Below are 27000 nucleotides of genomic sequence, written 5' to 3' on the forward strand. Positions count from 1 at the left end.
CTCGTCGCCTGTCCAGGTTAGCCGGGAATTCCAATCCGCTTGATTTCCCAATGTAGCCCAATTCCGGAGTTTGCCTTCACCCGTTCGCGCACGGTCTCGCCCAGCGTCTCGATGTCGTGCGCGGTGGCATCGCCCGTGTTGATCAGGAAATTGCAGTGCATCTCCGAGACCTGCGCGCCGCCGACGCGCAGGCCGCGGCAGCCGGCGGCGTCGACCAGCTCCCAGGCGGAATGGCCGGGCGGGTTCTTGAAGGTCGAGCCGCCGGTCTTTTCGCGGATCGGCTGCGCGGTCTCGCGGTGGTTCTGCACCTCCGCCATGCGCGCGCGGATCGCATCAGTATCCCTGATCTCGCCGCGAAAGCGCGCGGAGGTGAAGATGATGGAGGGGTCGACGCCGCTGTTGCGGTAGACGAACTTCATGTCGGCGTTCGAGAACACGTGCTTGCTGCCGTCCCTTGCAACGCCGGTCGCCTCGATCAACACGTCCTTGGTCTCGCCGCCATTGGCGCCCGCATTCATGCGCAACGCACCGCCGATGGTGCCGGGAATACCGAAATAGAATTCGAGCCCGCCGATATTGGCGGAGGCCGCCACTTCCGCCACGCGCTTGTCGAGCGCGGCAGTTCCAGCGGTGACGACATCGCCGCTCGCGCTCGCCTCGCCAAAGGCGCGCGGCGCCAGCCGAATCACCACGCCCGCAATGCCACCGTCGCGCACGATCAGGTTGGAGCCGACGCCGACGACATAGACGGGAATGTCGGACGCAAGATGCGCGAGGAAGTAAGCGAGATCGTCCTCATCCGCCGGCGTGAACAGCACCTGCGCGGGACCACCGACGCGAAACCAGGTGAGCTCGGCGAGCGACTGGTTGGCGAGCAGTCGTCCGCGAAGTTGCGGCATTGCGGCTTTGAGCTCGGGTGTGATGTCGGGAAAGCTCATTGGACGTACGGAAGGTTTGGAAACCAGACACCACGATGAAGCATCGTGCCCATGTTTGGAACAACATGGTCTTGATCAAGTTCATCAATGCTTCGCACGTCCGTCCAGCTCTCGATCATCGGCTCTTCTATCGGTCGTCCCTTCAGAACCTGCCTTGCTTCGGCTAGAAGATACATCGCATCTTGCCAATCCCGAGCGGTGATACCGAAGCCACCGGGAACATCTCTTAGCTGCAGCCAGAGTACTCTCATCCGAGCGCCTTCAACTGGTCCGGCAGCGCATACGCCCATTGCGTGATGTTGCCGGCACCAAGACACACGACGAGATCGCCCGACTTCGCCAGGCCCTTGACGATACCTGCAAGCTCCGGCGCTGCCGGCAGCGGGATCACCTCGCGGTGGCCATGGGCGCGCAGGCCGGCTACGAAATGATCGCGGTCGATGCCGTCGATCGGCGCCTCGCCGGCGGCATAGACATCGGCGACAACAACCGCATCCGCATCGTTGAAGCAGGTGCAGAATTCCTCGAAAAGCGATTGCAGGCGGGTGTAGCGATGCGGCTGCACCACGGCGACGATCTTGCCGTTGGTGGATTCCCGCGCCGCCTTCAGCACTGCCGCGATCTCGACGGGGTGATGACCGTAATCGTCGATCACCGTGACGCCGTTCCACTCGCCGGTCTTGGTGAAGCGGCGCTTGACGCCGCCGAAGCCTGCGATCGCCTTGCGAATCGCCTCGTCCGACACGCCGAGTTCGCGCGCGACCGCAATCGCGGCCGTCGCGTTCGAGGCGTTGTGGCGTCCCGGCATCGGCAACATGAGATCGGCGATCTCGTGCACGGCGCCGGTCTTGCGATCACGAAACGCGACCTTGAACTTGGAGCCACCGCCCATCGGGGTGAGATCGACGAGCCGCACATCGGCCTGCGGATTCTCGCCATAGGTGATGATGCGGCGATCCTCGATCTTGCCGACGAGGCTCTGCACGACGGGATGGTCGATGCACATCACCGCGAAGCCGTAGAACGGCAGGTTCTCGACGAAATGCCGGAACGCGTCCTGCACCGCCTCGAAGGTCTTGAAGTGATCGAGATGCTCAGGGTCGACATTGGTGACGATCGCGACATCGGTCGGCAGCTTCAGGAACGTGCCATCGCTCTCGTCCGCTTCGACCACCATCCAGTCGCCGGCACCGAGGCGCGCATTCGAGCCATAGGCATTGATGATGCCGCCATTGATCACGGTGGGATCGAGGCCGCCGGCATCGAGCAGCGTTGCGACCATCGTGGTCGTGGTGGTCTTGCCATGGGTGCCGGCGATGGCGACGCAGCTCTTCAGCCGCATCAGCTCGGCCAGCATCTCGGCGCGGCGCACCACGGGAATGCGCCGTTCGCGCGCCGCCATCAATTCCGGATTGTCGCGCTTGATCGCGGTGGACACGACGACGACCGCAGCGCCGTCGACATTCTCGGCCTTGTGGCCGACCGAGACCTTCGCGCCCGCCTTGCGCAGACGGTCGAGATTGTAATTGTCGGAGGCGTCCGAGCCCTGCACGACATAGCCGAGATTGACCAGCACCTCGGCGATGCCGCTCATGCCGATCCCGCCGATCCCGACGAAGTGGATGGGTCCGATCTCGCGCGGCAGTCTCATGCTCTGTTCCCTGACCTCGCCGCCGGAAAGGCGGCATCTGGCGAAGGTCACGGCCAAATCAGCCGCGCCGTTGTTACTGGATGCCCCGCTTTGGAAGGCCAAGACAAGGGCTTTTTCGCGTCAGATTCCCGCGACTTTGACCACCAGATCGGCCAACCGTTCGGCCGCATCGAGCCGCCCCGCCCCCTTCGCGGCTGCGGCCATGGAGGCAAGACGCGCGGGCTCGGCGGCGAAGGCGGAGATCTCGGCGGCGAGCCGGTCGGAGGTGAACTCGGTCTGCGGGATACGGATCGCGCCGTCGACCTTGGCCAGCACGCCGGCATTGGCGAACTGGTCCTGGTCGATCGAGCCGGGCAGCGGCACCAGGATCGAGGGCCGTCCGATCGCGGCGAGTTCGGCGACCGTGCCGGCGCCGGAGCGCGACACCACCAGATGGTTGGAGGCGAGCCGCGCCGGCAGATCGGTGAAGAACGGCGCGAGCCCGGCATTGATCTTGAGCTTGTCGTAGACCGCGCGCACGCGCGCCATGTCCTCGTCGCGCACCTGCTGGGTGAGGACGAGCCGGCTCCACAGCGCAGGCTCAAGGCGCTCGATCGCACCCGGGACGATGTCGGCCATGATGCGCGCGCCCTGGCTGCCGCCGACGACGAGCAGGCGCAGCGGTCCGTTCGCTTCAGGCGCGACATAGGGCACGGCGGCTGCGGCGAGGATCGCCGGACGCATCGGCGTGCCCACGGTTGTGGTCTTGCCTGCCAGCGCCGGATCGCGGTCGAGCACGCCGGGCAAGGACGTCGCGATGGCGCGGACGCGGCTCGACAGGAACCGGTTGGCGCGGCCGAGCACCGCATTGGCGTCGTGGATGATGCTAGGCACGCCCGCAAATTTCGCGGCGACCAGCGGCGGCAGCGTCGGATAGCCGCCGAAGCCGACGACGGCGACGGGCTTCAATCGCCTGATCAGGCCGTAGGCGGACAGCGTGCCTGCGGCGAGCGTGAGGCCGGCATAGGCGAGCTGCAATGGATTGCGGCCACGCGCGGTCTCGCTCGAGACGACGTCGATCATGTCCTTGCTGAACAGCCCGCTATAGCGCAGGGCCCGCTCGTCTGTGACGAGGCGGACGCGAAAGCCGCGCCGGATCAGCTCGACACCGAGCGCCTCGGCCGGAAACAAATGGCCGCCGGTGCCGCCCGCGGCGAGAAGAATCAGGGGGGAAGTGTCCATGGTAGCGGTATTTACAGGGAAAAAGCGCCTATTGCGAGCCGTGCTCGTGCCCCGGGCGCAGCGCAGCGCGCCGCACTTCGCGGCGTGGTGCGCTGCTGAACCGGGGCCCATGGGTGCGGCATTCTGGGTCCCGGCTCTGCGCTCCGCTTCGCTACGCTTGTCCGGGACACGAGAGGGTCACGCGTAACTGCGCATCGCCTCGGCGTGGCCGCTCGCCTCAACTTCAGTCCGCGGGCGCAGCCGCGTCAGCGCCAGCATCATGCCGACACCATAGGCCAGCGACACGATCGAGGAGCCACCATAGGAGATGAAGGGCAGCGTCATGCCCTTGGCGGGGATGAGCTGGAGGTTGACCGACATGTTGATCGCGGCCTGCACGCCGAACAGGATCGCAAGGCCGGACGCCGCAAAGCGCGAGAACATGTCCTCATTGGCGTAGGCGCGCGACAGCGTGCGGATCACGACGAAAGCGAACAGCGCCAGCATCGCGAGGCACAGGATGATGCCGAATTCCTCGGCGGCAACCGCGAACACGAAGTCGGTATGACTGTCCGGCAGGCTGCGCTTGGCGATGCCCTCGCCCGGCCCGAGCCCGAACCATCCGCCGTTGTAGAAAGCTTCCATGGCGGTATCGACCTGGAAGGTGTCGCCGGAAGCCGGATTCATGAAACGCTTGATGCGGCCGGCGACGTGCGGGACGAACAGATAAGCGCTGAACAGACCGGCAGCGGCGGCGCCCGCCAGGCCGAACACCCAGATCATGCGCATGCCCGCGATGAAGAACAGCGAGCCCCACACCATCAGGATCAGCATGGTCTGACCGAAATCGGGCTCCATCACCAGCAGCGAGACCAGCATCAAGAGCAGCACCAGCGCCATCGAGGTCGCCGGCATCTCCGGCCGCCTGGTCGATTCCGCGAACAGCCAGGCGGCGATGACGACGAACGACGGCTTTGCAACTTCGGAGGCCTGGATGTTGACGCCGAGCAGCGTGATCCAGCGCCGCGATCCCTTCACTTCGGGGCCGATCGCGAGCGTCAGCACGATCAGGATGATGCTGGCCGCGAAGATGATCAGGGCCGAGCGGCGGATCGCGCGCGGCGTCAGGAAGGACACCCCGAGCAGCACCAGGCAGGACGGCGCCAGGAACATCACGTGCCGGCTGAAGAAGTGGAACGGATCGAGCCCGATGCGGGTCGCGACCGGCGGGCTCGCCGCCAGCGACAGGATCACGCCGGTGAGCATCAGCGCCAGGATGGCGCCCATCAGCGGCTTGTCGACGGTCCACCACCACTCGGAAAAGGGGGTGCGTTCTTCACGGGAGAGCATGGGCGGCCGCTTTCGGACAGAGGTCGGTCCATTGGTCGCCGAGGTTGGTTACCGGGGGGTTAAGGAAACGCGGATGTTTGGAGATAGGAGCGAGCGCCGACCTCACATGCTCGTCATGCCCCGGCTTGACCGGGGCATCCAGTACGCCGTGGCCTCCCGGCTCAAGCACCGCCTCTGGGATACTGGGTCGCCCGGTCAAGCCGGGCGACGACAGCGGAGCAAGGAGTAGCCGCGCCCTACACCACCGGCTTCACACCCGGCAGCGCCTGTACCAGCTCGCGGAACTTGGTGCCGCGGATCTCGAAATTGCGGTACTGGTCGAAGGACGCGCAGGCGGGTGACAGCAGCACCACTGCATCCGCGAGGCCCGAGGCTTCGGCATCGCGCGCGGCGTGCTCGACGGCGATGTCCAGCGTCTGGCTGATCTCGTGCGCCACCTGCGTGCCCAGCGTTCCCGAAAACTCCTGCGCGGCCTCGCCGATCAGATAGGCCTTGCGGATGCGTGGGAAGAAGCCGGTCAGGCCAGTGATGCCACCCGCCTTGGGCTTGCCGCCGGCGATCCAGAAGATTTCCGAAAAGGACGACAGAGCATGCGCCGTGGCATCCGCATTGGTGCCCTTGGAGTCGTTGACGAACAGCACGTTGCCGCGGCGGCCGACCTGCTCCATGCGATGCGCGAGGCCGGGAAAGCTGCGCAGGCCGTTCTGCAGCACATCGAGGCTGATGCCCATCGCGAGCGCGGCGGCGGCGGCGCAGGCCGCGTTCTGCGCGTTGTGCTGGCCGCGCAGCGAGCCGATGCCGCCGAGCTTTGCGACCTCGCTCCGCGCGCCGCCCGCGGTGCGCACGATGGTGCCGTGCTCGACATGGATGCCGGAGGCCAGCGGGTTCTTGACGGAGATCCGCACCACGTTCTTGCCGGCACGGTCGAGCCGGTCGGCGATGTCGCGGCAGAAGCCATCGTCGACGCCGACGATCGAGGTGCCACCCGCCTGCACGCCGGCGACGAGACGCTCCTTCACCGCAGCGTAATGCGCGAGGGTGCCGTGACGGTCGATGTGGTCCTCGCTGACATTGAGCAGGATGCCGACGGAGGGATCGAGCGAGGGCGTGAGGTCGATCTGGTAGGACGACATCTCGATGACATGGACGCGGCCCGTGCGCGGCGGCTCCAGCGACAGGATCGCGGTGCCGATATTGCCGCCCATCTGGGTGTCGTAGCCGGCGACCTTTGTGAGATGCGCAATCAGCGCCGTCGTGGTCGACTTGCCGTTGGTGCCGGTGATCGCGACGAATGGCGCGTTCGGCGCGTGCCGCCGCCGCTCGCGGCAGAACAGCTCGATATCGCCGATCACCTCGCAGCCGGCCTCGCGCGCCTTCAGCACGCTCCAGTGCGGCACCGGATGCGTCAGCGGCACGCCGGGCGCGAGCACGAGGGCTGCGAAATTCGCCCAGGAGACGTTGCGCAAATCGGCGGTGACGAAACCCGCTTGCGCGGCCTTGGCGACGTTCTCGGCACTGTCGTCGGCGGCAATCACCTCAGCGCCGCCCGCTTTCAACGCGTGACAGGACGCAAGCCCCGAGCCGCCGAGGCCGAACACCGCGACCGTCTTGCCGGCGAAGGATGTGACCGGGATCATCGATCGATCACCGCAGCTTCAGCGTCGACAAGCCGGCGAGCGCCAGCATCACCGAGATGATCCAGAACCGGATCACGATCTGCGGTTCGGTCCAGCCGAGCTGCTCGAAATGGTGATGGATCGGCGCCATCCGGAAGATGCGTTTGCCGGTGAGCTTGAACGACACCACCTGCACGATGACGGAAACCGCTTCCAGCACGAACAGGCCGCCGATCACCGCGAGCACGATCTCGTGCTTCACCGCGACCGCGATTGCGCCGAGCATGCCGCCGAGCGCGAGCGAGCCGGTGTCGCCCATGAAGATCGAGGCCGGCGGCGCGTTGAACCAGAGGAACCCGAGACCGGCGCCCAGCAGCGCGCCGCAGAGCACCGCGAGTTCGCCGGTTCCCGCGACATATTTGATCTGGAGATAGTCGGCGAACACCGCGTTGCCGGCGAGATAGGCGATCATCGCAAAGCTCGCGGTCGCGATCATCACGGGAACGATGGCAAGACCGTCGAGACCGTCGGTGAGGTTCACCGCGTTGCCGGCGCCGACGATGACGAAGGCGCCGAACACGACGAAGAACCAGCCGAAATGCAGCACGGTGTCCTTGAGGAAGGGAATCGTCAGCGCGGTCGACGCGGGATCGCGGTTCAACCGCACCAGCGCATAGCAGGCGACCAGCGCGATGGCTGCCTCGATCAGCAGGCGCAGCTTGCTGCCGAAGCCCGTCGTGGTCTGCTTGGTCACCTTGAGGTAATCGTCATAGAAACCGACGAAGCCGAAGCCGAGCGTCACCGCCAGCACGATCCAGACATAGGGGTTGAGCGGATTGGCCCACAGCACGGTGCCGACCGTGAGGCCGGACAGGATCATCAGCCCGCCCATGGTGGGCGTGCCTTTCTTGGCGAGATGCGATTGCGGGCCGTCGGTCCGGATCGGCTGGCCCTTGCCCTGACGGATGCGCAGATGGTCGATGATCCAGGGCCCGAACAGGAACACGAACAGCGCGCCGGTGACGACGGCGCCGCCGGTGCGGAAGGTGATGTAGCGGAAGACGTTCAGGAAGGTGCGAACGGCACCGAAGCCGGGAAATGTGTTGGAGAGCTCGATCAGCCAGTAAAACATTCAGACGGTCCTATGGCGCCTTTGCACGCGGCCTTGGTGTTGGCCTTGACTTGCCTCACGCGCATTCGCGGGTCTTCTTCATGGGTCGGGCGACCTCTGGGAAAACGGACGGCTTCGCGCCGCAAAGGGTGGGATTCGGGAACAGCGCCTTCCAAGCAGTTTACGCCTTTGCCTGCAAGGCGGCCACTAGGCCCGGCACAAACTTGTTGACCCAGAACATCTTCTTGCTGCCCTTGACAACCACGACATCGCCTGCCCTCAGCAGATTTGCGACCTCGCCCGGCTTCAGCGTGACGGGGTCGTCGTGCCAGCCCAGGCCCTTGCCCGCCGGCAACACCTCGTAGAGATGGCGCATCAAGGGACCTACGCAGTAAACGCCGTCGATGCCGTCGAGATGCTTGGCGAGGGCCGTATGGTAGCTTGGTGCGTCATCGCCCAGTTCCAGCATGTCGCCGAGCACCGCAATGCGACGGCCGCCGGTCACGTTGCGCGCCTGGAGGCTTTGCAGTGCAGCAGCCACGCTGGCCGGATTGCCGTTGAAACTGTCGTCGATCACGGTGACGCCGCCAATCGCCTGCTCGACGCCGCGGCCGGTCATGATGCCGACCCGGTCGAGCTTGATCGCGAGCGTCGCCGCATCGAGGTTCGCGGCGCGGATCGAAGCGAGCGCCGCAAGCGCATTCTGCACGCGGTGCGGTGCGCCCGGCGTCAGGCTGAAGGCGATCTCCTTCTTGCCGAGCGCGGCCACGACCTGCCAGCTCTCGCCATGCGGCGCGTGCGCGACCTCGTGCACCTCGGTTTTCTCGCCGAACCGTACGACCTTGCCCTTCCAGTCCGGCGCCTTGATCCCGGCAGGCAGCACCAGCACGCCATCCTCGGGCAGGCCGAGCGCGATCGACACCTTCTCGCGCCTGATGGCTTCGAGCGAGCCGAGCTTTTCCAGATGCACCGGCTGAACGTTGACGACGAGCGCGACGGTCGGCCGCGTCAGCTCGCTGAGCCGCGCGATCTCGCCGGTCTGGTTCATGCCCATCTCGACGACCCAGAGGCTGGCGTCAGGCCTCGCATTGCACAGCGTCAGCGGCACGCCCCAGAAATTGTTGAAGCTCGATGGGCTGGCATAGGCGCCGGGGTAGGCTGCAAGGAATTCCTTGGTGCTGGTCTTGCCCGCGCTGCCGGTGAGTCCGATCACCGGTCCGTTGAAACGGGCGCGTGCGGCGCGTGCGAGGCCCCAGAGACCATCGATCAGCGTGTCCTTGACGACGATCTGGGGAATGCGGATGCCGGCGATCTCATGCGGCACGATCATCGCGACCGCGCCCGATGCTTCCGCCTTGTCGGCGAACTCCCAGCCGTCGCGCGCGCTGGCGAAGGCCGAGATAAAGCCGCCGCTCGGCGTACCGCTGAGCGCGACGAACAGGCAGCCCGGCTTCACCAGGCGGCTGTCCTGGGTGACGAAGTCGATCGGCGTGTCCGGAAATGATCCCGCAGCGCCCAGCGCACGCGCCACTTCGGCAACCGTCCATATTGGCGCGCTCATGCATCCCTCGACGCTAATGCGGCGGCGACCGCCTCGTGATCACTGAAGGGCAGCACCTCGCCGCCGACGATCTGTCCGGTCTCGTGGCCCTTGCCGGCGACGAGCAGCGCATCGCCGTCTTCCAACTCCTCGATCGCGGTGCGGATCGCCGCGGCACGGTCGCCGATTTCGCGGGCACCTTTTGCAGTCGCGAGGATTTCGGCGCGAATGGCTTCCGGCTTCTCGCTGCGCGGATTGTCGTCGGTGATGATGACGCGGTCGGCGTTCTCGGCCGCGATCTCGCCCATGATCGGGCGCTTGCCGGCATCGCGATCGCCGCCCGCGCCGAACACGACGACCAGCCGGCGTTTTGCGTAAGGCCGCAAAGCCTGCAACGCCTTCTCCAACGCGTCGGGCTTGTGGGCGTAGTCGACGAAGATCGGCGCACCGTTGCGCTCGCCGACGCGCTCGAGCCGACCCTTGGCGCCTTCGAGATGTTCGAGGCTCGCAAACACGTTGGCCGGATCGCTGCCGGTGCCGATCGCCAGACCGGCCGACACCAGTGCGTTCTCGATCTGGAATTCGCCGGCCAGCGGCAGCCGGACCGCATAACGCTTGCCGCGATGTTCGACGGCAAGGACTTGCGAAAAACCTTCGACCTCGGCCGCGGCGAGACGAATGCCCGCGCCTGCCCCGTCGCCGTTGCGGCCGACCGCCATCACGCGCAGGCCGTGCGACCTGGCAGCATTGATTGCTTCCGCCGAGCAATCATGGTCGGCGGAGATCACCGCCGCGCCATCCGCCGGGACCAGTTCGCGGAACAGGCGGAGTTTTGCTGCGAGATAATGCGCGACGGTTGGATGGTAATCCATGTGGTCGCGCGAGAGATTGGTGAAGCCGCCGGCGGAGACACGCACGCCGTCGAGGCGGTACTGGTCGAGCCCGTGCGAGGACGCCTCGAAGGCGAGATGCGTCACGCCTTCGCGCGCGATCTCATCGAGCTGCCGGTGCAGCGCGATCGGATCCGGCGTCGTCAGCGAACCGTAGACGGTGCGCCTGGGCGAGACGAGACCGATGGTGCCGATGCTGGCGGAGGCATGCCCCAGCCGTTCCCAGATCTGGCGCGTGAACGCGGCGACCGAGGTCTTGCCGCTGGTGCCGGTCACCGCCGCGATGGTCGCCGGCTGTGCGGGGAAGAATTTGGCCGCGGCCAGCGCCAGCGCGCGGCGCGGATTGGCCACCGTGACGAACGGCACCTTGCTGCCATCAGGTGCATGGTCGCCGACGATCGCCACCGCGCCTGCTGCAATCGCGGCATCGACGAAGCGCGCGCCGTCGGTCTTGCTGCCCGCGAGCGCGAAGAAGAGATCACCTGACTTGACCATACGGCTGTCGAGCGCAACGCCGGTCACATCGAGCGCCGCGACAGCGGGCTCGATTGCGGCATCATTGCCTGGAACGTCCTGACCTAGGAGGTCGCGCAGCTTCATGGTCTTCCAGTCGACATGCCGTCCGGAAAGCCGGATCTTCGGAAAAGCCCCGACTCAGCAGCGGCGACGGCCCACCCCCGTTGATTACTGGGTTGTCCTGGATGCTGCAAGAATAAGGCGGTCGGACGGCGGTAGGTCAAACCGTGGCTCGATGCCCAGAAGCGGCGCGATCCGCTCGATCACCTTGCCGCCGGTCGGCACCGCGTTCCAGCCCGAGGTGATGAAACCATGCGTTTCGGGCAGCGCCTGCGGCTCGTCCAGCATGATCAGGATCTGATACTTTGGATTGTCGGAGGGCATGATCGCCGTGAAGGAGTTGAGCACCCGCTTCTTGGCGTAGCGGCCATTGATGACTTTCTCGGACGTACCGGTCTTGCCGCCGACATAATAGCCCTTGACGTCTGCCTGTCTCGCCGACCCGACCTCCGCATTGAGCCGCATCAGATACCGCATCTTGTCGCTGGTCTCTTGCTTGATCACGCGCTTGGCCATCGCCGCCGCTTCAGCTTCGCTTCGCTTCATGAAGGTCGGCGGAATCAAATAGCCACCGTTCATCAGCGCGTTGATGCCCATCACCGCCTGGAGCGGCGCCACCGACAGACCCTGGCCGAACGCGATGGTGACCGTGTTCAGCTCACTCCAGCGGCGCGGCACCAGCGGAGCCGCGCTCTCGGGCAGCTCGGTGCGCAGCCGCGTCAACTGGCCCATCTTGGCAAGGAACGCCTTGTGCGCCTCGACGCCCTGGCCGAGCGCGATCCGCGCAGCGCCGATGTTGGAGGAGTAATAGAACACTTCCTTGGTGTTGATGAAACGTCCGAGCGAATGACTGTCGTGGATGGTGAACTTGCCGTAGTGCAGGTTTCCGCGTGCATCCCACGACGAGTTCAAATTGATCTTTCCGGAATCGAGCGCCATTGCCAGCGTGAACGCCTTGAAGGTCGAGCCCATCTCGTAGACGCCCGTGGTCAGGCGGTTGATGCGGTCGGGGTCGTGCGCTTCCTTCGGATTGTTGGGATCGAAATCCGGAAGCGAGACCATCGCCACGATCTCGCCAGTCTTGACATTCGAGACGATGCCGGAGGCGGCCTTGGTGTGGTACTTCTCCTTGGCCTTCAAGAGCTCGTCGCGCAGCGCGTGCTCGACGCGCAGATCGACCGACAGCTCGATCGGCTTTTGCAGCCGGTCGGTAGCAAAGCCTGCGCGGTGGAGATCGGCGAGCCCTTGATTGTCGAGCCACTTCTCCATGCCGGCGATGCCCTGGTTGTCGATGTTGACGAGACCGATGAGGTGGGCGACCTCGTTGCCGGTCGGATAGACGCGCTTGTTCTCGCGCAGGAAGCCGATGCCGGGAATGCCGAGCTTGTGGATGTCCTGCTGCTGCTTCGGCGTGATCTCGCGCTTGAGCCAGACAAAACCCTTTCGCGCCGACAAGCGCTCGCGCACCTCGGCCTCGTCGAGGTCGGGCACGGTGGCGGTGAGAAGCTCGATCGCCTCGTCCTTGTCGATGATGCGGCGCGGCTCGCCGAACAGGCTCGCGGCCTTGACGTCGGTCGCGAGGATCGCGCCGTTGCGGTCGACGATGTCGGGCCGCGCGGTCGCGACCACCTCTTGCGCGGCAGCACGGCGCGCGCTGTGGGCGTCGGCACCGATCGCGAACATCACGAGCCGGCCGCCGATCAGGACGTAGACCGAGGTAAAGGCGATCATCGCGAGGCCAACGCGCGCGCGCGCCTTCGCGGCGCGGTCAACGTTGCGCCCGTAGAGCAGGCTGCGGATCAGCCGCTGCCGCCAGGGCTCGGGCGGCTTTTGAGTTGGCTTGGCCGGGGTCACAGCGCTCATTGCTTGTCCTCGGGTTGAGGCACGGAGCCCGTCACCGTATCCGGATCGCTCGCGGCTTCGATGGTGTTGAGCATGGCCCCGATCGGATCCGGCTCGCCCGGCCTGAACATCCGCGGCGGACGCTCCGGCAGGTTCTTCAGCGAGTCATATTGCGTACCGTTGACCGGCTTGAGCGGCAGATGCCGGTCGGACAGGCCCTGCAGGCGCAAGGGCGCATCGAGCTTGGCCCATTCGGAGCGCAGCGCCGCGATCGCATCGCGCTGCTCGCGGATCTCCGCATGCAGCCGCAGCACCTTTTCGGTGCGCGCCGTGGAGTCCATCTTGATCCGGTAGACGTAGGCCGCCGCGAAGATCAGCGCGCCGATGACGAGGAGGTGGATGAAGCGCATGCGCTAGCCGCCCCTCATCACGTCGGAGAGCTTTGGCCAGGACGAGGTCTCGCCGTCGTCGTGCGCGGGCGCATCGGTACGTTCAGCGGCGCGCAGCTTTGCGGAACGCGCGCGCGGATTATGCGCGACTTCCTCCTCACCCGCGATCACCGGCCGCCGGGTCAGCAGCTGGAAGCTCGGCGCGGTTTGCGCCACTTCCGGCAGATGCCGCGAACCGCCGCCTGTCTTGCTACGCTCGGAGAGGAAATTCTTGACGATGCGGTCTTCCAGCGAATGGAACGAGACCACCACGAGGCGGCCGTCCGGCCTGAGCACGCGCTCGGCCGCAGCGAGCGCGGTCTGGAGTTCCTCGAGCTCTTCGTTGACGAAGATGCGCAGGGCCTGGAACGTTCGCGTCGCCGGATGAATATCGCCGGGTTTCGAGCGCACGACCCTGCCGACGAGATCGGCGAGCGCGCGCGTTGTCGTGAACGGCGTCTCCTGCCGGTCGGCGACGATGGCGCGGGCGATGCGGCGCGACTGCCGCTCCTCACCAAAGAGATAGATGATGTCGGCGAGATCGCTTTCCGAGGCGCGCGCGACGATGTCGGCCGCCGTCGGCCCCGCCTGCCCCATCCGCATGTCGAGCGGACCGTCGAGACGGAAGGAGAAGCCGCGGCCGGCCTGGTCGAGCTGCATCGAGGAGACCCCGACATCCATCACGACGCCGTCGACGGCATCGACGCCCTGCGCCGCACAGACCTCGGCGAGATTGGAGAAGCGGTCCTCGACCAGCGTCAGCCGGCCCGCGGAGCGTTCGACCAACTCAGCCCCGCCGGCGATCGCCGTGCGGTCGCGATCGATCGCAATCAGCCGGGTTCCCGGCACGTCGAGGATGGCGCGGCTGTAGCCGCCGGCGCCGAAGGTGGCGTCGACATAGATCCCGCCCGCGCGCGGCGCGAGATGATCGACCGCCTCGCGGCCAAGAACGGGGATGTGCGGAACCGAACTCATGCGCCACACCCGCAGAGCGTCCTTGCGAGATCTGGGACGAGCGAGTCCATTACGCCTCGAATAATTCCGCGTCGCGGCGGTTCCACGACCCAACCCTCGTCCAGCATGGTTACCGAGCCCGGTCATCCCGGGCCGCAAACCCAGTGTTCCCAGTGGAATTTGTCGGGCAGCCATGGGATTTCGAGCCAAAATACGCTTTGGCCGCCTCCGGACGCGGGTCGGCTCTTCAATCCTCAGTAACGGCCCTTAGCGTTAAGAAAGCGTTGATCGGCTTGTTACAAGTCGAAAAGGTGACGCGTCGGTGATGCTCCATCCACACACATGCGCCAAAATGCATCCATTAACCGCGCCGCGCGATTGCGCGCGGCGGAGGGTAAAGGAATAGTAAAGAGAAGGGCTTGGCCCACTCTCTGTCCGACTTGAGCTGTCTATGTCGTCCGGTCCTTCCACGCCGTCTGGATCTGATTCGAAACGTCAACGCGTTCTCCCGGTTCCCAAGGCCGCGGCGAACACGCGGACGTTCGAGCCGGATTCCTCGATCGTCTCCGACATCATCCCTTCGCCGAACCATGGCGACCGCAACAAGGGACGGCAGCCGGATATGATCCTGCTGCACTACACCGGCATGCCCGACGTCGAGGGCGCGCTGGCGCGGCTGTGCACGGCGGGCACCGAAGTGTCGGCGCATTACGTCGTGCTGGAGGACGGCCGCATCGTGCAATGCGTGCCCGAGGCCAAGCGCGCCTGGCACGCGGGCGTCTCGTCCTGGGCCGGCGAGGACGACATCAACTCCTGCTCGATCGGCATCGAGATCATCAATCGCGGCCATGACTGGGGCTATCCGGAATATCCGTCGCGCCAGATCGCCGCCGTGATCACGTTGTGCCGCGGCATCATGCTTCGCCGCAACGTCGCCGCGCACCGGGTGCTCGGCCATTCCGACGTCGCGCCGGCGCGCAAGAAGGATCCCGGCGAGAAATTTCCGTGGCATTCGCTGGCCAATTCCGGCGTCGGACACTGGGTGACGCCCGCGCCGGTCGTGCGCGGCGAGAGCCTGATGCTCGGCACCATCAGCGACGAGGTGCTGAGCCTGCAGCAGGCGCTCGCCCGATACGGCTACGGCGTGCCGCTCACCGGCAAATACGACGCCGCGACGATGGAAGTCGTCACCGCCTTCCAGCGCCATTTCCGCCCGGCGCGGCTCGATGGTGTCGCGGATCACTCGACGCTGTCGACATTGCAGGCGTTGCTCGCAAGCCTGCCGACGGATGCGACGGCAGTCGCGGCGAAGTAACGGCGCAAGCCACACACTCCGGTCATTGCGAGCGCAGCGAAGCAATCCAGACTGCCTCCGCGGAAAGAGTCTGGATTGCTTCGTCGCTTCGCTCCTCGCAATGACGGAATGCGTGGCGACTACTCCATCTCCCGCATCCGTCGCGCATAGAGCCGCCGCAACGGCTCCAGCTGCGTCGCCGCCGTCGCGGCGACATACGCCTCGCGCGCTTCGTCCTTGCGCCCAAGCCGTCGCAACAGATCCGCGCGCACCGCAGGCAACAGCTCGTAGCCGCCAAGCCCGCCGCGCGCGGTGATCGCGTCGACGAGATCGAGCGCGCGCGCCGGGCCGTCGACCATCGAGACTGCGGCGGCGTGGTTAAGCTCGATCACCGGCGACGGATTGATGCGCAAGAGCACTTCGTAGAGGCCAGCGATCTGCGGCCAGTCGGTCTGCTCGTAGCTCGGCGCACGGGCATGCAGCGCGGCGATCGCGGCCTGCACAGCATAGGGCTGCGGGCGGCCAGGCACGCGGAGCGCGTCGTCCACGAGACGCAGACCTTCCTCGATCTGCACACAATTCCAGAGCGAACGATCCTGCTCTTCCAGCAGAACGACGTCGCCGGCTGTGGTCTCGCGCCCGGCACGGCGCGCATCGTGCAGTAACATCAAGGCGAGCAGGCCTTTGATCCCGGCGCGATCCGGCATCAGCCGGTCGAGCAACCGGCCGAGCCTGATCGCTTCGACCGCGAGATCGGGCCGCATCAAATCCGCGCCCGAGGTCGCAACATAGCCTTCGGTGAAGACGAGATAGATCACGGCGAGCACGCCGTTGAGCCGCGGCGCAAGCGCGGCGTGCTCGGGCACTTCATAAGGAATGCCGGCGAGCCTGATCTTCTGCTTGGCGCGGACGAGGCGCTGCGCCATCGCATCCTCGCCGACGAGAAAGGCGCGCGCGACCTGCGCCATGGACAGCCCGCAGACGGTGCGCAGCGTCAGCGCGACCTGGACCTCGATGGCGAAGGCTGGATGGCAGCACGTGAAGATCAGCCGCAGCATATCGTCATCGAGCGTTGCTGGCGGCTCGTCGCGCGCCTGCGCGTTGAACTCGAGCTCATGCACGAGCGCCCGCTGCTTGCCGCGGAACACGGCCTGCCGCCGGATGCGATCGATCGCCTTGTTGCGACCGACATTGACCAGCCAGGCGCGCGGATTATCGGGCACCTCGCCCGCCGACCAGCGCTCCAGCGCGACCGCGAAGGCATCCTGGAGCGCGTCCTCGGCGAGATCGAAATCGCCGACGAGGCGGATCAGCGTGGCAAGCACCCGCCCCGCCTCGTCGCGAAAAATCCGAGCGATGTCGGCAGGACAGATCACTTGTAGATCATGACCGGCCTGACTTCGATGGATCCCTCTTTGGCCTCGGGAATCCGAGCAGCCAGTCCGACGGCGGTGTCCAGATCCTTGGCCTCGACCAGATAGTAGCCGGCGAGTTGCTCGCGAGTCTCCGCGAAGGGACCGTCGGTCGTCAGGGTCTTGCCCTCGCGCACGCGCACGGTGGTCGCCGTCGTGGTCGGCTGAAGCCCGTCGCCGGCCTTGAAATGGCCGCTCTGGACGATGGACTGCGTGTAAGTGCCGTACTCCGCCGACAGCGCCTGACGGTCCGCGGGGGACATGTTGATCATTTTCGCTTCGTTCCGGTAGATCAGCAGTAGGTACTGCATGGCTTACTCCTGTTGTTCGGCCTGATTGCCGACATCCAGTCGAACGGGGCCAACATCAAACGACATCCTCGGGATAATTATTCGATATCAGGGGACGAGATCATTTGTAGATCATCACGGGCCTGACTTCGATCGAGCCGTCCCTGGCTCCGGGAATCCGCGCGGCCATCGCGATCGCTGCGTCGAGGTCTCTCGCCTCGACGAGATAATAGCCGCCGAGTTGCTCGCGGGTCTCGGCGAACGGACCATCGGTCGCGAGTACCTTGCCGTCGCGAACGCGAACGGTGGTCGCAGTCGAGGTCGGCTGGAGCCCGTCGCCGGCCTTGAAGTTGCCGCTCTGGACGATGGACTGGGTGTAGGCGGAATACTCCGCCAACAGCTTCTGGTAATCTGCGGGGTCCATCTTGCTCTGTTGAGCTTCGTTCCGGTAGATCAGCAGCAAATACTGCATCGCTTAACTCCTGTTGCTCGGCTGGATTGCCGGCATCCAGTCGAACCGGGCCCACGCCCAACGACATGTTCAGGATAAATTATTCGCAGCCGGCGTGCGCGGCGATCTCTGCTTGACGGAACCGTCACAAATGCCCCATGCGTAGCCGGTCAGTCGGCCGGACGGCCGCTCCGGCAGGTGCCGAAAGGCCGCCGGGGAGGAAAGTCCGGGCTCCCTTGACATACGGTGCCGGATAACGTCCGGCGGGGGCAACCCCAGGGAAAGTGCCACAGAGAACGAACCGCCCGCCGACGCCCCTTCGGGGCTCTGGCGCGGCAAGCCCTCGGGCCTGCCGTGCCGTAGCAGCGCAAGCTGCGTAGGCAGGTAAGGGTGAAAAGGTGCGGTAAGAGCGCACCGCGGCTCCGGCAACGGAGCCGGCATGGTAAACCCCACCGGGAGCAAAACCGAATAGGGACGGCGTAGCGGGCTGTTCGCGCAAGCGATAACGCCGCGGGGCGATGTCAGGCCCGCCGTCCGGGTAGGTTGCTCGAGGCCATGTGCAAACATGGTCCCAGAGGAATGGCCGTCACGTATCGTTCGCGCAAGCGGACGGTGCCTTACAGAACCCGGCTTACAGGCCGGCTGATATCTTGCAACGAGGGGTTCGATGCTGACCGCATCGAGCCCCTCACCATTTTGACCCGGCTGTCATTCCGGGGCGTGCGCAGCACGAGCCCGGAATCCATTCATCCACCGACTCTGCCGCCTGATGGATTCCGGGCTCTCGCTTCGCGAGCCCCGGAATGACGGCTGCGAACTAAGCGACAATCTCGTTCAACACGCCCATCAAAGCCTCGGGCGCCGTCACGTTCGGCGCATGACTCGCATCGAGCTCGAAATAGCGCCAGCCCTCCTCGTTCTTCGTGCGCTTCGCGAACTGCCCGAACACATCGCCCGGCGGAATGCGCCTGCAATAGATGTAGCTGCGCGGCATCGCCGGCTCGCCATGCTCGAGCTTGAGCCTCGTCTCGAAACATTTGATCGGCATGTTGATGCGGCGCGCATTGAGCCAGTCGAGATCGGCCTGCGGCGTATCCGGCGGCGGTGGATTCGGCGGGATGCGGTAGCCGTCGCCCGCGGCAGTCGCCTTGCGCATCGGCTCGCGGCCGCCCTCGTTGAGATCGAACAGCGACTGGCCGTCACGCGGCACGAAGGCGTCGAGATAGATCAGTTGCGTGACGCGCTCGCGCGCGCGGTCGGCAACACCGGTCGCGACCATGCCGCCATAGCTGTGGCCGAGCAGCACGATGTCGTCGAGGTCCTCGAACTTGATGACGTTGAGGATGTCCTGGATGTGCGTATCCAGATCGATCGCGGGACTGGCCAGATGCGCGCGCTCGCCAAGCCCGGTGAAGGTCGGCGCCACCAGGCGGTGGCCGGCCTGCGCCATCAGCGGATGCATCTTCTTCCAGGCCCATCCGCCGGACCATGCGCCATGACAGAGCAGAAAAGTCTTCGCGCGTGCGGCCATCGGCATTTCCATCGTTCTTGTTTCTACGATGGAGTGTAGCCGCCGCGCGCGCGATGTAAACGCTGCGGCCCCTCAGGCCGCGCGGGTGTTCACCTTCACGAGGACGGGCGCGACGGCCTCGCGGCGCAGCTTGCCCGCCTCAAAACCATGCATGCCGATCTGCCATTGCAGGCCGACGATGGCGCCCTTGGTCGGTTGCAGCAGCGCGAGCGAAGCGAACAGCGTTACCGGCAACCACACGGCCAGTTGCAGCCAGACCGCCGGCGCGTAGGCCGTCTCGACCGCGAGGATCGCCGGCACCACGAGATGGCCGACTACGACCATCACCAGATAAGCCGGGAAGTCATCGGCGCGCTGGTGAAACAGCTCCTCGCCGCAATGGTCGCAGCTGTCGGCCACTTTCAGGAAGCGCCCGAACATATGTCCTTCGCCGCAGTTCGGGCACTTGCCCAAGAAGCCGCGCCACATCGCCTTCGTGAGAGAGACTGAACCGGTTGCCATGACAGCACCTCTTCCTTTTCGCTGATCCATACAATAATATCTTGTATCCATACATTCAAAGGATATGGGCCTAAATTGCATGGATTGGACCCCTACAATCTCGGAGCTGAGCGGGCCGCGCTACCAGCGCATCGTCGAGGCCATGGAGGCCGACATCGCCGCGGGCCGGCTGGTGCGCGGCCAGCAGCTGCCGACGCAGCGCGCGCTGGCGAAGGCCCTCGGCATCGACCTCACCACGGTGACGCGTGCCTACACCGAGGCGCGGCGCCGCGGCATCATGGAAGCCCGGGTCGGACAAGGCTCATTCGTATCCGAGACCAGCGCGCGCCGCGCGGTCGACATGCCGCACCCGGTCGCGATCGACCTCTCGATGAACGTGCCGCCGCATCCGCTCGAAGCGCAACTCGATGAGCGGATCATTGCCGGGATGGAAGCCATCCGCGCGCAATCGGGCCTGACGGCGCATCTCAACTATCAGCCGCCCGGCGGCAGCGCGCATGAGCGCGAGGTCGCGGCCCGCTGGATGCGTGCACGCGTTTCGCACGCACACGCCGACAGGCTCGTGATCTTTCCCGGTACGCAGACGATCCTGTTCAACCTGCTCGCTCAGCTCGCGCGGCCCGGCGACGTCGTGCTGACGGAAGCCCTCACCTTCCCCGGCATCAAGGCCGCCGCGGCGCGGCTCGGCGTCAAGCTCGTCGGTGTCGCCATGGATGATGGCGGCATCCTGCCCGATGCGCTGGCGAAGACCTGTCGCGCGCACAGGCCGAAGGCCGTCTATCTCATTCCGACGCTGCACAATCCGACCACCGCGACGCTTTCCGCCGAGCGGCGCAACGCCATCGCAAAGATCATCAGCGATGCCGATACGGCGCTGATCGAGGACGATGCCTATGGGCTGCTCGACCGTTCGGCATCGCCGATCGCAAACCTCATTCCGGAGCGGACCTATCTCGCGACCACGCTGTCGAAATGCATCGCGCCGGCGCTGCGCGTCGCCTATCTCTTGACGCCCGACGACGCCGCGCAGCGCGACATGCGTGCCGGCCTGCAGGCCACCGTGCAGATGCCGGCGCCGCTGATGGTCGCGCTGGTGACGCATTGGATCGAGAACGGCATCGCCGATCGCATCATCACCGCCATCCGCAACGAGGCGATCGGCCGCCAGCAGCTTGCGCAGCGCGCGCTGAAAGGCATTCAATTCCTGGCCAAGCCCGCCGCCCATCATCTCTGGCTGCGGCTGCCGGAGGGCCGCCCCGACGTCGCCGCGCATCTGTTGCGGAATGGACTTGCAGTCGTCGCCGGCGACGCTTTCACCGTGGACGGAACACCGCCGCATGCCGCGCGCGTCTCGCTCGGCGCCGCGCGCAATCGATCGGAGCTGACGGAAGCGCTGCGCATCCTGGTCGGCGCGCTGCACAGGCCGGCCGACACGAGGCAGATCGTCTAGGCTCTTCTTATCGGTGGTGACGGCGGTGGCGCGGGCGAACGACCGGCGTCACGCCTGACGAATAAGCCGCATAGGCCTCGCTCGGTGCCACTGTCTCGCCACGAGCCGCGCGCGCCGCAGGCGTGAGCTGGCCGCCGTTCAGCACATCGCGGTCGGGATGGGCGGCCTGATAGGCCGCGGGTTCGGAGAACTGCGCCTGCGCCATCGTCGGCATCAGGGCCGCCGCAGACAGCAGCGCGGCTGCAACGGCAATCTTCGTGCGGGTCATGGTCGTTCTCCATCATCTCGTTCGGGGAAAGGCCAATGAGAGCGCATCATGGCGTCGGGCAGGCCCCCGGATTGAAGTATGGTCATCATGTAGGCCTGCCTTTGGCGAAAGCCCGCGGTTGGGGATCACGCTTGCGTGCGGTTTTGGAATTGACCTGCACGGCCGCAGCCGTGCTATGCGGGCGTTGGCGATCAACAGTTCGGGATCGCCCATTGCGACAAGGACAATCTGTTGGAAACGCTCACTTATGCGCTGCTGCTGTTCGGCGCGCTGGCCGGCGGCTTCGTCTCGGGACTGGCCGGCTTCGGGACCGCGCTGATGGCGCTCGGCATCTGGCTCTACGTCCTGCCGCCCTCGCTCGCGGTGCCCCTGGTGCTGATCTGCTCGGTGATCGCGCAGACCTCGACGCTGCCGTCGATGTGGAAGAGTTTCGACCTGTCGCTGGTCTGGCCGTTCCTGATCGGGGGCCTGATCGGCGTGCCGCTCGGCACCATGCTGATCGCCTCCGCCGATCCAAAAGTATTCAAGCTGAGCGTCGGCGTGCTGATCCTGATCTTTTCGACCGCTCTCTATCTCAACAAGAGGCCCCTCGCCGTGACGTTCGGTGGCCGCATTGCCGACGGCGCGATCGGCTTTGCCGGCGGCATTCTCGGCGGCCTCGCCGGATTGTCCGGGCCGCTGCCGATCCTCTGGGCCAATATCCGCGGCTGGAACAAGCACGAGCGGCGCGGCATCTTCCAGCTCTTCAATTTCACCGTGCTCGCGACCGCGCTGGTGTTGCAGACGGCGTCGGGTCTCGTCGAATTCAAGGTGGTCTGGCTCGCGCTGGTCGCCTTCCCGGGCACGCTGATCGGCGCCTGGGCCGGCGCCCGCGTCTATCACGCACTGAACGACAAGCATTTTGGCGACGTCGTGCTCGGCCTGTTGTTCCTGTCGGGCCTCACCCTCGTCTGGAACAGTATTGCCGCGCTTTAGGTGCGCGTCCTCTTCGCCGCGAGCGCCATGCCGCCGGCGACGCCGACACCGAGCACGTAGATCCAGCCCGAGGTGAAATCGAACAGATGCGTGTTGAGCAGTGAGGACAGCATGTTCTGCACCACGACCAGCATACCGATCCAGCAGGCTAGCCCCTCGCCGCGAAACATCAAGAGGTGCGCGATCCACAGCGCGTAGAGGACCAGCACGCCGACCATCCCCCACTGCACGGCATTGCTCAGGGGCTGATTGTGCGGGTTGCTGACGATCTCGCCGCGCAGCGGGTCGTCGTGCGGATTGGCGGCCACGCCGGCGAACAGACCGCGGATCGAGCCGGTGCCGTGGCCGATCAGCGGCGCGTCGGCGATGAACCCAAGGGACTTCCGCCAGTATTCGAGACGCGAGCCCATGCCGCTAATCGAATTGTTGTCGGCCTCCAGGCTCCTTTCATAATCGCTCTGGAACTTGCCGACGGTCGCGCGCAGATGCGGCGAGACGGCCCAGAGCGCTACGGCGATCAACGCCGTCGCAGCGCCGGCAACGAGCGCCACCCGCCAGCGCAGATGCAGCAGTGCAAACACCACGAGCAGGACCGGCAGCGTCACCAGCGCCGTGCGCGAGACCACGACGAACATCATGTTGGCGAGGAAGCCGAGCGCCAATACGGCGAACAACGCCGCGATCCGAACGCGGCCCTGCTGGACCAGCGTCACGATCGGGTACACCAGCGCGATCGCACAGAGCGCGAATTCCTGGCTCTGGTCGATATAATTGCGCACGGCGATCCCGCTCTCGACCTGGTAGGGCCCGCGCGACAGATAGAGCTTCAGCGAGAGCCTGGGATCGATCGCGACAGTGAAGGAGTACAGCATGAGCAGCGTGCAGGAGACCAGGAACGCCGCAAAAACCCATTTGCCGTAGGGCCAGCGCTCGAACTGGTAGATCAGCAGCGGGATCACCAGCAGTTTTGCCGGCGGCCCGAGCGCGTGCAGCCGCTCGGCCCAGGGCGCAACCGACCAGAGCGTGCCGACGAGTGCCAGCACGAACAGCGCGATCGGCAGCAGGCAGATCGGGCGCAGCAGCGAGCGCGGGAGTTCGCGAAGGTCGATGAAAGCAAAGGCGATCAGCCAGGGCACGAGCGCAAAAGTCACGCCGGTGGTGCTCCAGGGCAGCAGCAACGCGACCAGCGCGACGAAGCGGGCCGGTGTGCGGTAGCGCGCCGCCCAGATCGCGGAGAGCCAGGACGCTCGTCCTTGCTCGTTCAACACCTCGGTCATTGCTGTCCCTTGCAGATTCGCGGCCCACCCACGGCGCGGCAAACTAGCCGGAGCCGTGGGTGGGCGACAAGCGCGCGTCCGTTCAATCTGCTACGCGGGCTCGCGCATTGGAGGCACAACCGGCTCGGGATTTGCCGGCTTCGCGACCTTCTCCTGTGCCGGCAGCGCAAGGCGCTTTCTGAACTCCCGGAGCAACAGCCACACGCTCAGGGCGGCCTGTAGCGTGGTCGTCGCGATCGACAAATACCAGACATGCTCCATCCGGAAGCCCGGCCACGTCGAGAGCCAGATCGACGGCAGGGAATAGGTGAGAACCCGCGTCGCCGAGGTCCACAACACCGGCTTGGTGTTGCCAAGCCCCTGAAACATGCTGGAGCAAGTAAAGATCAGCCCCTGCGCCACCATGTTGAGCGAGACGAGGCGCAGAAACAGCGACGCAACCGCCATCGTCTCCTGATCCCTGGAGAAGCCGGCAAGCAACAGACCGGGCGCGAACTGCGCGAGTATCATGAAGACAATCATCACGGCGGTCGCGATAAGCGACGCCTTGACAAAGGTCTCCCGCACACGTGCTCCATTGCCGGCGCCGAAATTCTGGCCGGCGATGGGCCCTGCAGCGAGGGCGATGGCGAGCGCCGGCATCTGGATCAGCCCGAGGAGACGCGTCCCGATGCCAAACCCCGCCTGCGCCGCCGGGCCAAAAATGCTCAGCACGTAATAGCCCACGGCCATGATGATGAAGATCATCGCAAATTCCCCGCCTGCGGGCAGGCCGACATTGAGGATTCTCTTCCACTGCCGCAGCTGCGGCCGCCACTGCTCGGGGTGAAACGCGACGTAGCGCTCCAGCTTGAGGAAATAGCCGAACAGCATCAGCACGCCGACGAAGACGGCGATCGAGCTGGCAAGGCCGGCACCGGCGACACCGAGCGCATGTCCGGTGCCCCAGCCCGTGATCAGGACCGGCGCCAGCGCGATGTTGATGACCACGGCCAGCGCCTGCACCAGCATGCTCGGCCGCACGATGCCGGTCGCCCGCAATGCGGAAGCCATCACTTGCGTGGCGAATTGCAGCGCCAGCGCCGGCATAAACCAGAGCAGATAAACGGTACCGGCTTCGACCGTAGCTTCGTCGGCTGCAACCGCGCGCATGTAGGGGCGCGACAGCGCGAGGCCCGCGACCAATGTCAGGATCCCGAACAGCACCGACAGGACGACCGACTGGTTGAAGACCAGATTGGCGTCGTCGCGGTCCTTCCGCCCCACGGCGTGCGCCATCAGCGCAACCGTGCCGACGCCGAGCACCTGCATCAGCGCGTTGACCAGAAAGCCCGCATTACCGGCCGCCGCGACGCCGGCGATCGCCGCCTCGCCCAGACCCGAGACGAAATACAGATCGACGAGCTGACAGATCATGATCGTGATCATGCCGACCACGATCGGAGGCGCCATGCTCAGGATGTGGCTCACGATGGAGCCGCGCGTCAGGTCCTTCATCTCATTCCATCCTTAACGGCGTGACCGCGGGACTTTCGTCCCGCTGCCGCGCGCCTCTCATTCCGCCGCCGCGATGCGCCCGAGCTCCACCACCTGGCGCTCGAACAGACCGCGATAGATGCCGCCGGGCTTGCTCGCGAGCATGGCATGGGTGCCTTGCTCGACGATCTCGCCGCGGTCGAACACCAGGATCCGATCGAGGCTGCGCACCGTCGACAGCCGGTGCGCGATCACGATCGAGGTCCGGCCCTTCATCAGCCGCTCCATCGCCTGCTGGATCAGCGCCTCCGATTCCGAATCGAGGCTCGAGGTCGCCTCGTCCAGGATCAGCACCGGCGCATCCGCCAGGAAGGCGCGCGCCAGCGCCACGCGCTGCCGCTCGCCGCCCGACAGCTTCACGCCACGCTCGCCAACCAACGTGCCGTAGCCCTTCGGCAGGCGCAGGATGAAGTCGTGCGCGTTCGCCAGCCGCGCCGCGTGCTCGATCGCCTCCAGGCTGGCACCGGGCCGGCCATAGGCGATGTTCTCCGCAAGCGTGCGGTGGAACAGGATCGGCTCCTGCTGCACGATCGCGATCTGGCTGCGCAGCGATTGCTGCGTAGCGAGCGCGATGTCCTGCCCGTCGATCAGCACGCGACCACCGGAGACGTCGTACAGCCGCTGCACCAGCTTGACGAAGGTCGTCTTGCCGGAGCCGGAGCGGCCGACCAGGCCGACGCGCTCGCCGGCGCGGATCGTGACCGACAGTCCGTCATACAGTGGCGCGCGATGGCCGCCATAGTGGAACGTGACGTCGTCGAATACGATCTCGCCGGCCTCGATCGCGATCGGTCGCGCACTGGCCGCATCGGCAATCCCGATCGGCTCGCCATGGATCGCCACCAATTCGTCCATGTCGTTGACCGAGCGCTGGAGGTTGTTGATGTGCATGCCGACGTCGCGCAGATAGGCGTGGATGACGTAGTAGCTCGTCAGCACATAGGTGACGTCACCGGGCGACGCGTGCCCGGACATCCACAGCAGCACCGCGCCGCCGATCACGGACGCACGCAGGCATAGCAGCAGCGAGAGCTGCGCCATGGCCGTGTAGTTGTAGCGAAACCAGGTCCGCCGCACGCGCACGCGCCAGCGGTTGATGACGCGGGCGAGCCGCGTATCCTCGCGCGCTTCGGCGCCGAAGGATTTCACTACGGCGTTGCAGGTCAGCGCGTCCGCCAGCGTACCGCCGACCTTGGTGTCCCAGGCGTTGGAGACGCGCGCGGCCGGCGCGATGTAGCGCGTCGAGAACAGCACGGTGATGGCGACGTAGAAAAGCGCGCCCACCGCGATCACCGCGCCGAGCGACGTCCAGTGCAGGCCGATCAGGACCATGGAGCCGATCAACACCAGCAGAGACGGCGCCAACGCCATCAGGATGGTGTCGTTGAGCAGGTCGAGCGCCCACATGCCGCGGGTGACCTTGCGCACCGTGGAGCCGGCAAAGGAGTTGGCGTGCCAGTCGGTCGAGAAGCGCTGCACGCGCGTGAAGGCCTCCTGGGCGACATCCGACATGATCTTGAGCGTGAACGGGACGATCGCCTGGAGACCGATCAACCTCAGCACCACGGACGCCGCTCCGAGCGCCACGATGGCGCCGAACGCAACCAGCGCCGCGCGGCGCGCGTCGGGATCGGACGAGCCGCGCGTCAGCGCATCGACCAGATGTCCGGAGAATACCGGCATGAACAGGTCGGCGATGGTTGCGCCCAGCAGGCCGCCGGCCACGATCAGGCCGCGTCCGGGCTGCTTCAGCCAGTGCCGGAATACGAAGGGCAGCACCACGCGTATGGCCGCGGGCCTTTTTGACAGAGAGGTCATGACATTATCCGGCCGCTTTCGGCGCAGGCCGGCTCCATCGACGGACGCAAGTCCGCCACGGAGGGCTGACCGGCGTCACTCACAACTGATTTTGACTTGGG

Annotated in this window: 24 protein-coding genes and 1 other RNA gene; 4 read left to right on the forward strand and 21 right to left on the reverse strand. The window is 65.8% G+C overall.

The features are described 5' to 3' along the window. Window positions 1–17 precede the first annotated feature (17 nt). From murB to rsmH, 12 genes are all read right to left on the reverse strand, one after another. On the reverse strand, window positions 18–938 hold the full coding sequence (gene murB / locus AB7245_RS35025; protein ID WP_085399278.1) for a UDP-N-acetylmuramate dehydrogenase: 921 nt from the start codon (window positions 936–938) through the stop codon (window positions 18–20). Next, on the reverse strand, window positions 935–1189 hold the full coding sequence (locus AB7245_RS35030) for a hypothetical protein (protein ID WP_135214113.1): 255 nt from the start codon (window positions 1187–1189) through the stop codon (window positions 935–937). The genes murB and AB7245_RS35030 overlap by 4 nt, the downstream gene beginning before the upstream one ends. Then, window positions 1186–2589, reverse strand: a complete 1404-nt coding sequence (murC, locus tag AB7245_RS35035) for a UDP-N-acetylmuramate--L-alanine ligase (RefSeq protein ID WP_085399289.1) — start codon at window positions 2587–2589, stop codon at window positions 1186–1188. The genes AB7245_RS35030 and murC overlap by 4 nt, the downstream gene beginning before the upstream one ends. 120 nt (window positions 2590–2709) lie before the next feature. Continuing rightward, window positions 2710–3810, reverse strand: coding sequence for an undecaprenyldiphospho-muramoylpentapeptide beta-N-acetylglucosaminyltransferase (gene murG / locus AB7245_RS35040; RefSeq protein ID WP_085399277.1), 1101 nt, complete (start codon window positions 3808–3810; stop codon window positions 2710–2712). Window positions 3811–3987: 177 nt separating this feature from the next. Continuing rightward, window positions 3988–5139, reverse strand: coding sequence for a putative lipid II flippase FtsW (gene ftsW, locus AB7245_RS35045; RefSeq protein WP_063981538.1), 1152 nt, complete (start codon window positions 5137–5139; stop codon window positions 3988–3990). 236 nt (window positions 5140–5375) lie between these two features. After that, window positions 5376–6776, reverse strand: coding sequence for a UDP-N-acetylmuramoyl-L-alanine--D-glutamate ligase (gene murD / locus AB7245_RS35050; RefSeq protein WP_085399275.1), 1401 nt, complete (start codon window positions 6774–6776; stop codon window positions 5376–5378). Between the two features lie 7 nt (window positions 6777–6783). Beyond that, complete coding sequence (gene mraY / locus AB7245_RS35055) at window positions 6784–7887, reverse strand: phospho-N-acetylmuramoyl-pentapeptide-transferase (RefSeq protein WP_014492955.1); 1104 nt, start codon at window positions 7885–7887, stop codon at window positions 6784–6786. Window positions 7888–8047: 160 nt separating this feature from the next. Then, on the reverse strand, window positions 8048–9427 hold the full coding sequence (locus AB7245_RS35060) for a UDP-N-acetylmuramoyl-tripeptide--D-alanyl-D-alanine ligase (RefSeq protein WP_085399274.1): 1380 nt from the start codon (window positions 9425–9427) through the stop codon (window positions 8048–8050). After that, window positions 9424–10896 (reverse strand): UDP-N-acetylmuramoyl-L-alanyl-D-glutamate--2,6-diaminopimelate ligase, encoded by a 1473-nt coding sequence (locus AB7245_RS35065; RefSeq protein ID WP_085399273.1) that lies wholly within the window; start codon window positions 10894–10896, stop codon window positions 9424–9426. Before AB7245_RS35065 ends, AB7245_RS35060 begins: the two co-directional genes overlap by 4 nt. An 84-nt stretch (window positions 10897–10980) precedes the next feature. Next, a complete protein-coding gene (locus tag AB7245_RS35070) occupies window positions 10981–12735 on the reverse strand; it encodes a peptidoglycan D,D-transpeptidase FtsI family protein (protein WP_071910386.1) in 1755 nt (584 codons plus the stop codon). Then, a complete protein-coding gene (ftsL, locus tag AB7245_RS35075; protein WP_014492951.1) occupies window positions 12732–13124 on the reverse strand; it encodes a cell division protein FtsL in 393 nt (130 codons plus the stop codon). The genes AB7245_RS35070 and ftsL overlap by 4 nt, the downstream gene beginning before the upstream one ends. Before the next feature lie 3 nt (window positions 13125–13127). Beyond that, window positions 13128–14117 (reverse strand): 16S rRNA (cytosine(1402)-N(4))-methyltransferase RsmH, encoded by a 990-nt coding sequence (gene rsmH, locus AB7245_RS35080; protein ID WP_085399272.1) that lies wholly within the window; start codon window positions 14115–14117, stop codon window positions 13128–13130. Between the two features lie 430 nt (window positions 14118–14547). On the opposite strand from rsmH, the gene AB7245_RS35085 reads away from it, so the two are divergent. Then, window positions 14548–15411 (forward strand): N-acetylmuramoyl-L-alanine amidase, encoded by an 864-nt coding sequence (locus tag AB7245_RS35085; protein WP_193560871.1) that lies wholly within the window; start codon window positions 14548–14550, stop codon window positions 15409–15411. Window positions 15412–15530: 119 nt separating this feature from the next. Here AB7245_RS35085 and AB7245_RS35090 read toward each other — a convergent pair whose 3' ends face one another. The 3 genes from AB7245_RS35090 to AB7245_RS35100 all read right to left on the reverse strand — a co-directional run bounded on the left by AB7245_RS35090 (window position 15531) and on the right by AB7245_RS35100 (window position 17564). Beyond that, window positions 15531–16766, reverse strand: a complete 1236-nt coding sequence (locus AB7245_RS35090; protein WP_135214110.1) for an RNA polymerase sigma factor — start codon at window positions 16764–16766, stop codon at window positions 15531–15533. Next, window positions 16763–17113, reverse strand: a complete 351-nt coding sequence (locus AB7245_RS35095) for a YciI family protein (protein ID WP_063981533.1) — start codon at window positions 17111–17113, stop codon at window positions 16763–16765. The genes AB7245_RS35090 and AB7245_RS35095 overlap by 4 nt, the downstream gene beginning before the upstream one ends. A gap of 100 nt (window positions 17114–17213) precedes the next feature. Continuing rightward, window positions 17214–17564, reverse strand: coding sequence for a YciI family protein (locus AB7245_RS35100; protein ID WP_063981532.1), 351 nt, complete (start codon window positions 17562–17564; stop codon window positions 17214–17216). A 149-nt stretch (window positions 17565–17713) separates the two neighbouring features. On the opposite strand from AB7245_RS35100, the gene rnpB reads away from it, so the two are divergent. After that, an RNA gene (gene rnpB / locus AB7245_RS35105) (RNase P RNA component class A) lies at window positions 17714–18193 on the forward strand. Between the two features lie 167 nt (window positions 18194–18360). On the opposite strand, the gene AB7245_RS35110 is transcribed toward rnpB, so the two are convergent. Together AB7245_RS35110 and AB7245_RS35115 are read right to left on the reverse strand one after the other, a co-directional pair. Next, a complete protein-coding gene (locus AB7245_RS35110) occupies window positions 18361–19074 on the reverse strand; it encodes an alpha/beta fold hydrolase (protein WP_085399286.1) in 714 nt (237 codons plus the stop codon). Window positions 19075–19146: 72 nt separating this feature from the next. Continuing rightward, window positions 19147–19605: a DUF983 domain-containing protein gene (locus tag AB7245_RS35115; protein WP_071910384.1), complete on the reverse strand. Its 459-nt coding sequence runs from the start codon at window positions 19603–19605 to the stop codon at window positions 19147–19149. 49 nt (window positions 19606–19654) lie between these two features. Here AB7245_RS35115 and AB7245_RS35120 point away from each other — a divergent pair, with 49 nt between their 5' ends. Further along, entirely contained in the window at window positions 19655–21025 is a 1371-nt protein-coding gene (locus tag AB7245_RS35120; RefSeq protein WP_167767958.1) for a PLP-dependent aminotransferase family protein, read from the forward strand. Window positions 21026–21032: 7 nt separating this feature from the next. On the opposite strand, the gene AB7245_RS35125 is transcribed toward AB7245_RS35120, so the two are convergent. Continuing rightward, the gene (locus AB7245_RS35125; RefSeq protein ID WP_085399270.1) at window positions 21033–21293 is read right to left on the reverse strand and encodes a hypothetical protein; all 261 of its coding nucleotides are present in this window, start codon (window positions 21291–21293) and stop codon (window positions 21033–21035) included. A 231-nt stretch (window positions 21294–21524) separates the two neighbouring features. Here AB7245_RS35125 and AB7245_RS35130 point away from each other — a divergent pair, with 231 nt between their 5' ends. Then, a complete protein-coding gene (locus AB7245_RS35130; RefSeq protein ID WP_071910378.1) occupies window positions 21525–22268 on the forward strand; it encodes a sulfite exporter TauE/SafE family protein in 744 nt (247 codons plus the stop codon). Here the strand turns inward: AB7245_RS35130 and AB7245_RS35135 are convergent. The 3 genes from AB7245_RS35135 to AB7245_RS35145 form a co-directional block, all read right to left on the reverse strand. Continuing rightward, window positions 22265–23545 carry an O-antigen ligase family protein gene (locus AB7245_RS35135; RefSeq protein WP_085399269.1) on the reverse strand — a complete coding sequence of 427 codons (1281 nt, stop codon included), beginning with the start codon at window positions 23543–23545 and terminating at the stop codon, window positions 22265–22267. The two genes, AB7245_RS35130 and AB7245_RS35135, sit on opposite strands and share 4 nt — an antisense overlap. 90 nt (window positions 23546–23635) lie before the next feature. Further along, complete coding sequence (locus AB7245_RS35140; protein WP_085399268.1) at window positions 23636–25042, reverse strand: MATE family efflux transporter; 1407 nt, start codon at window positions 25040–25042, stop codon at window positions 23636–23638. 57 nt (window positions 25043–25099) lie between these two features. Beyond that, complete coding sequence (locus AB7245_RS35145) at window positions 25100–26899, reverse strand: ABC transporter ATP-binding protein (RefSeq protein WP_085399267.1); 1800 nt, start codon at window positions 26897–26899, stop codon at window positions 25100–25102. Between the last annotated feature and the right edge of the window lie 101 nt (window positions 26900–27000).

It is taken from the genome of Bradyrhizobium sp. 604_D8_N2_3 (genome assembly GCF_051810765.1).
Lineage (GTDB): Bacteria > Pseudomonadota > Alphaproteobacteria > Rhizobiales > Xanthobacteraceae > Bradyrhizobium > Bradyrhizobium barranii.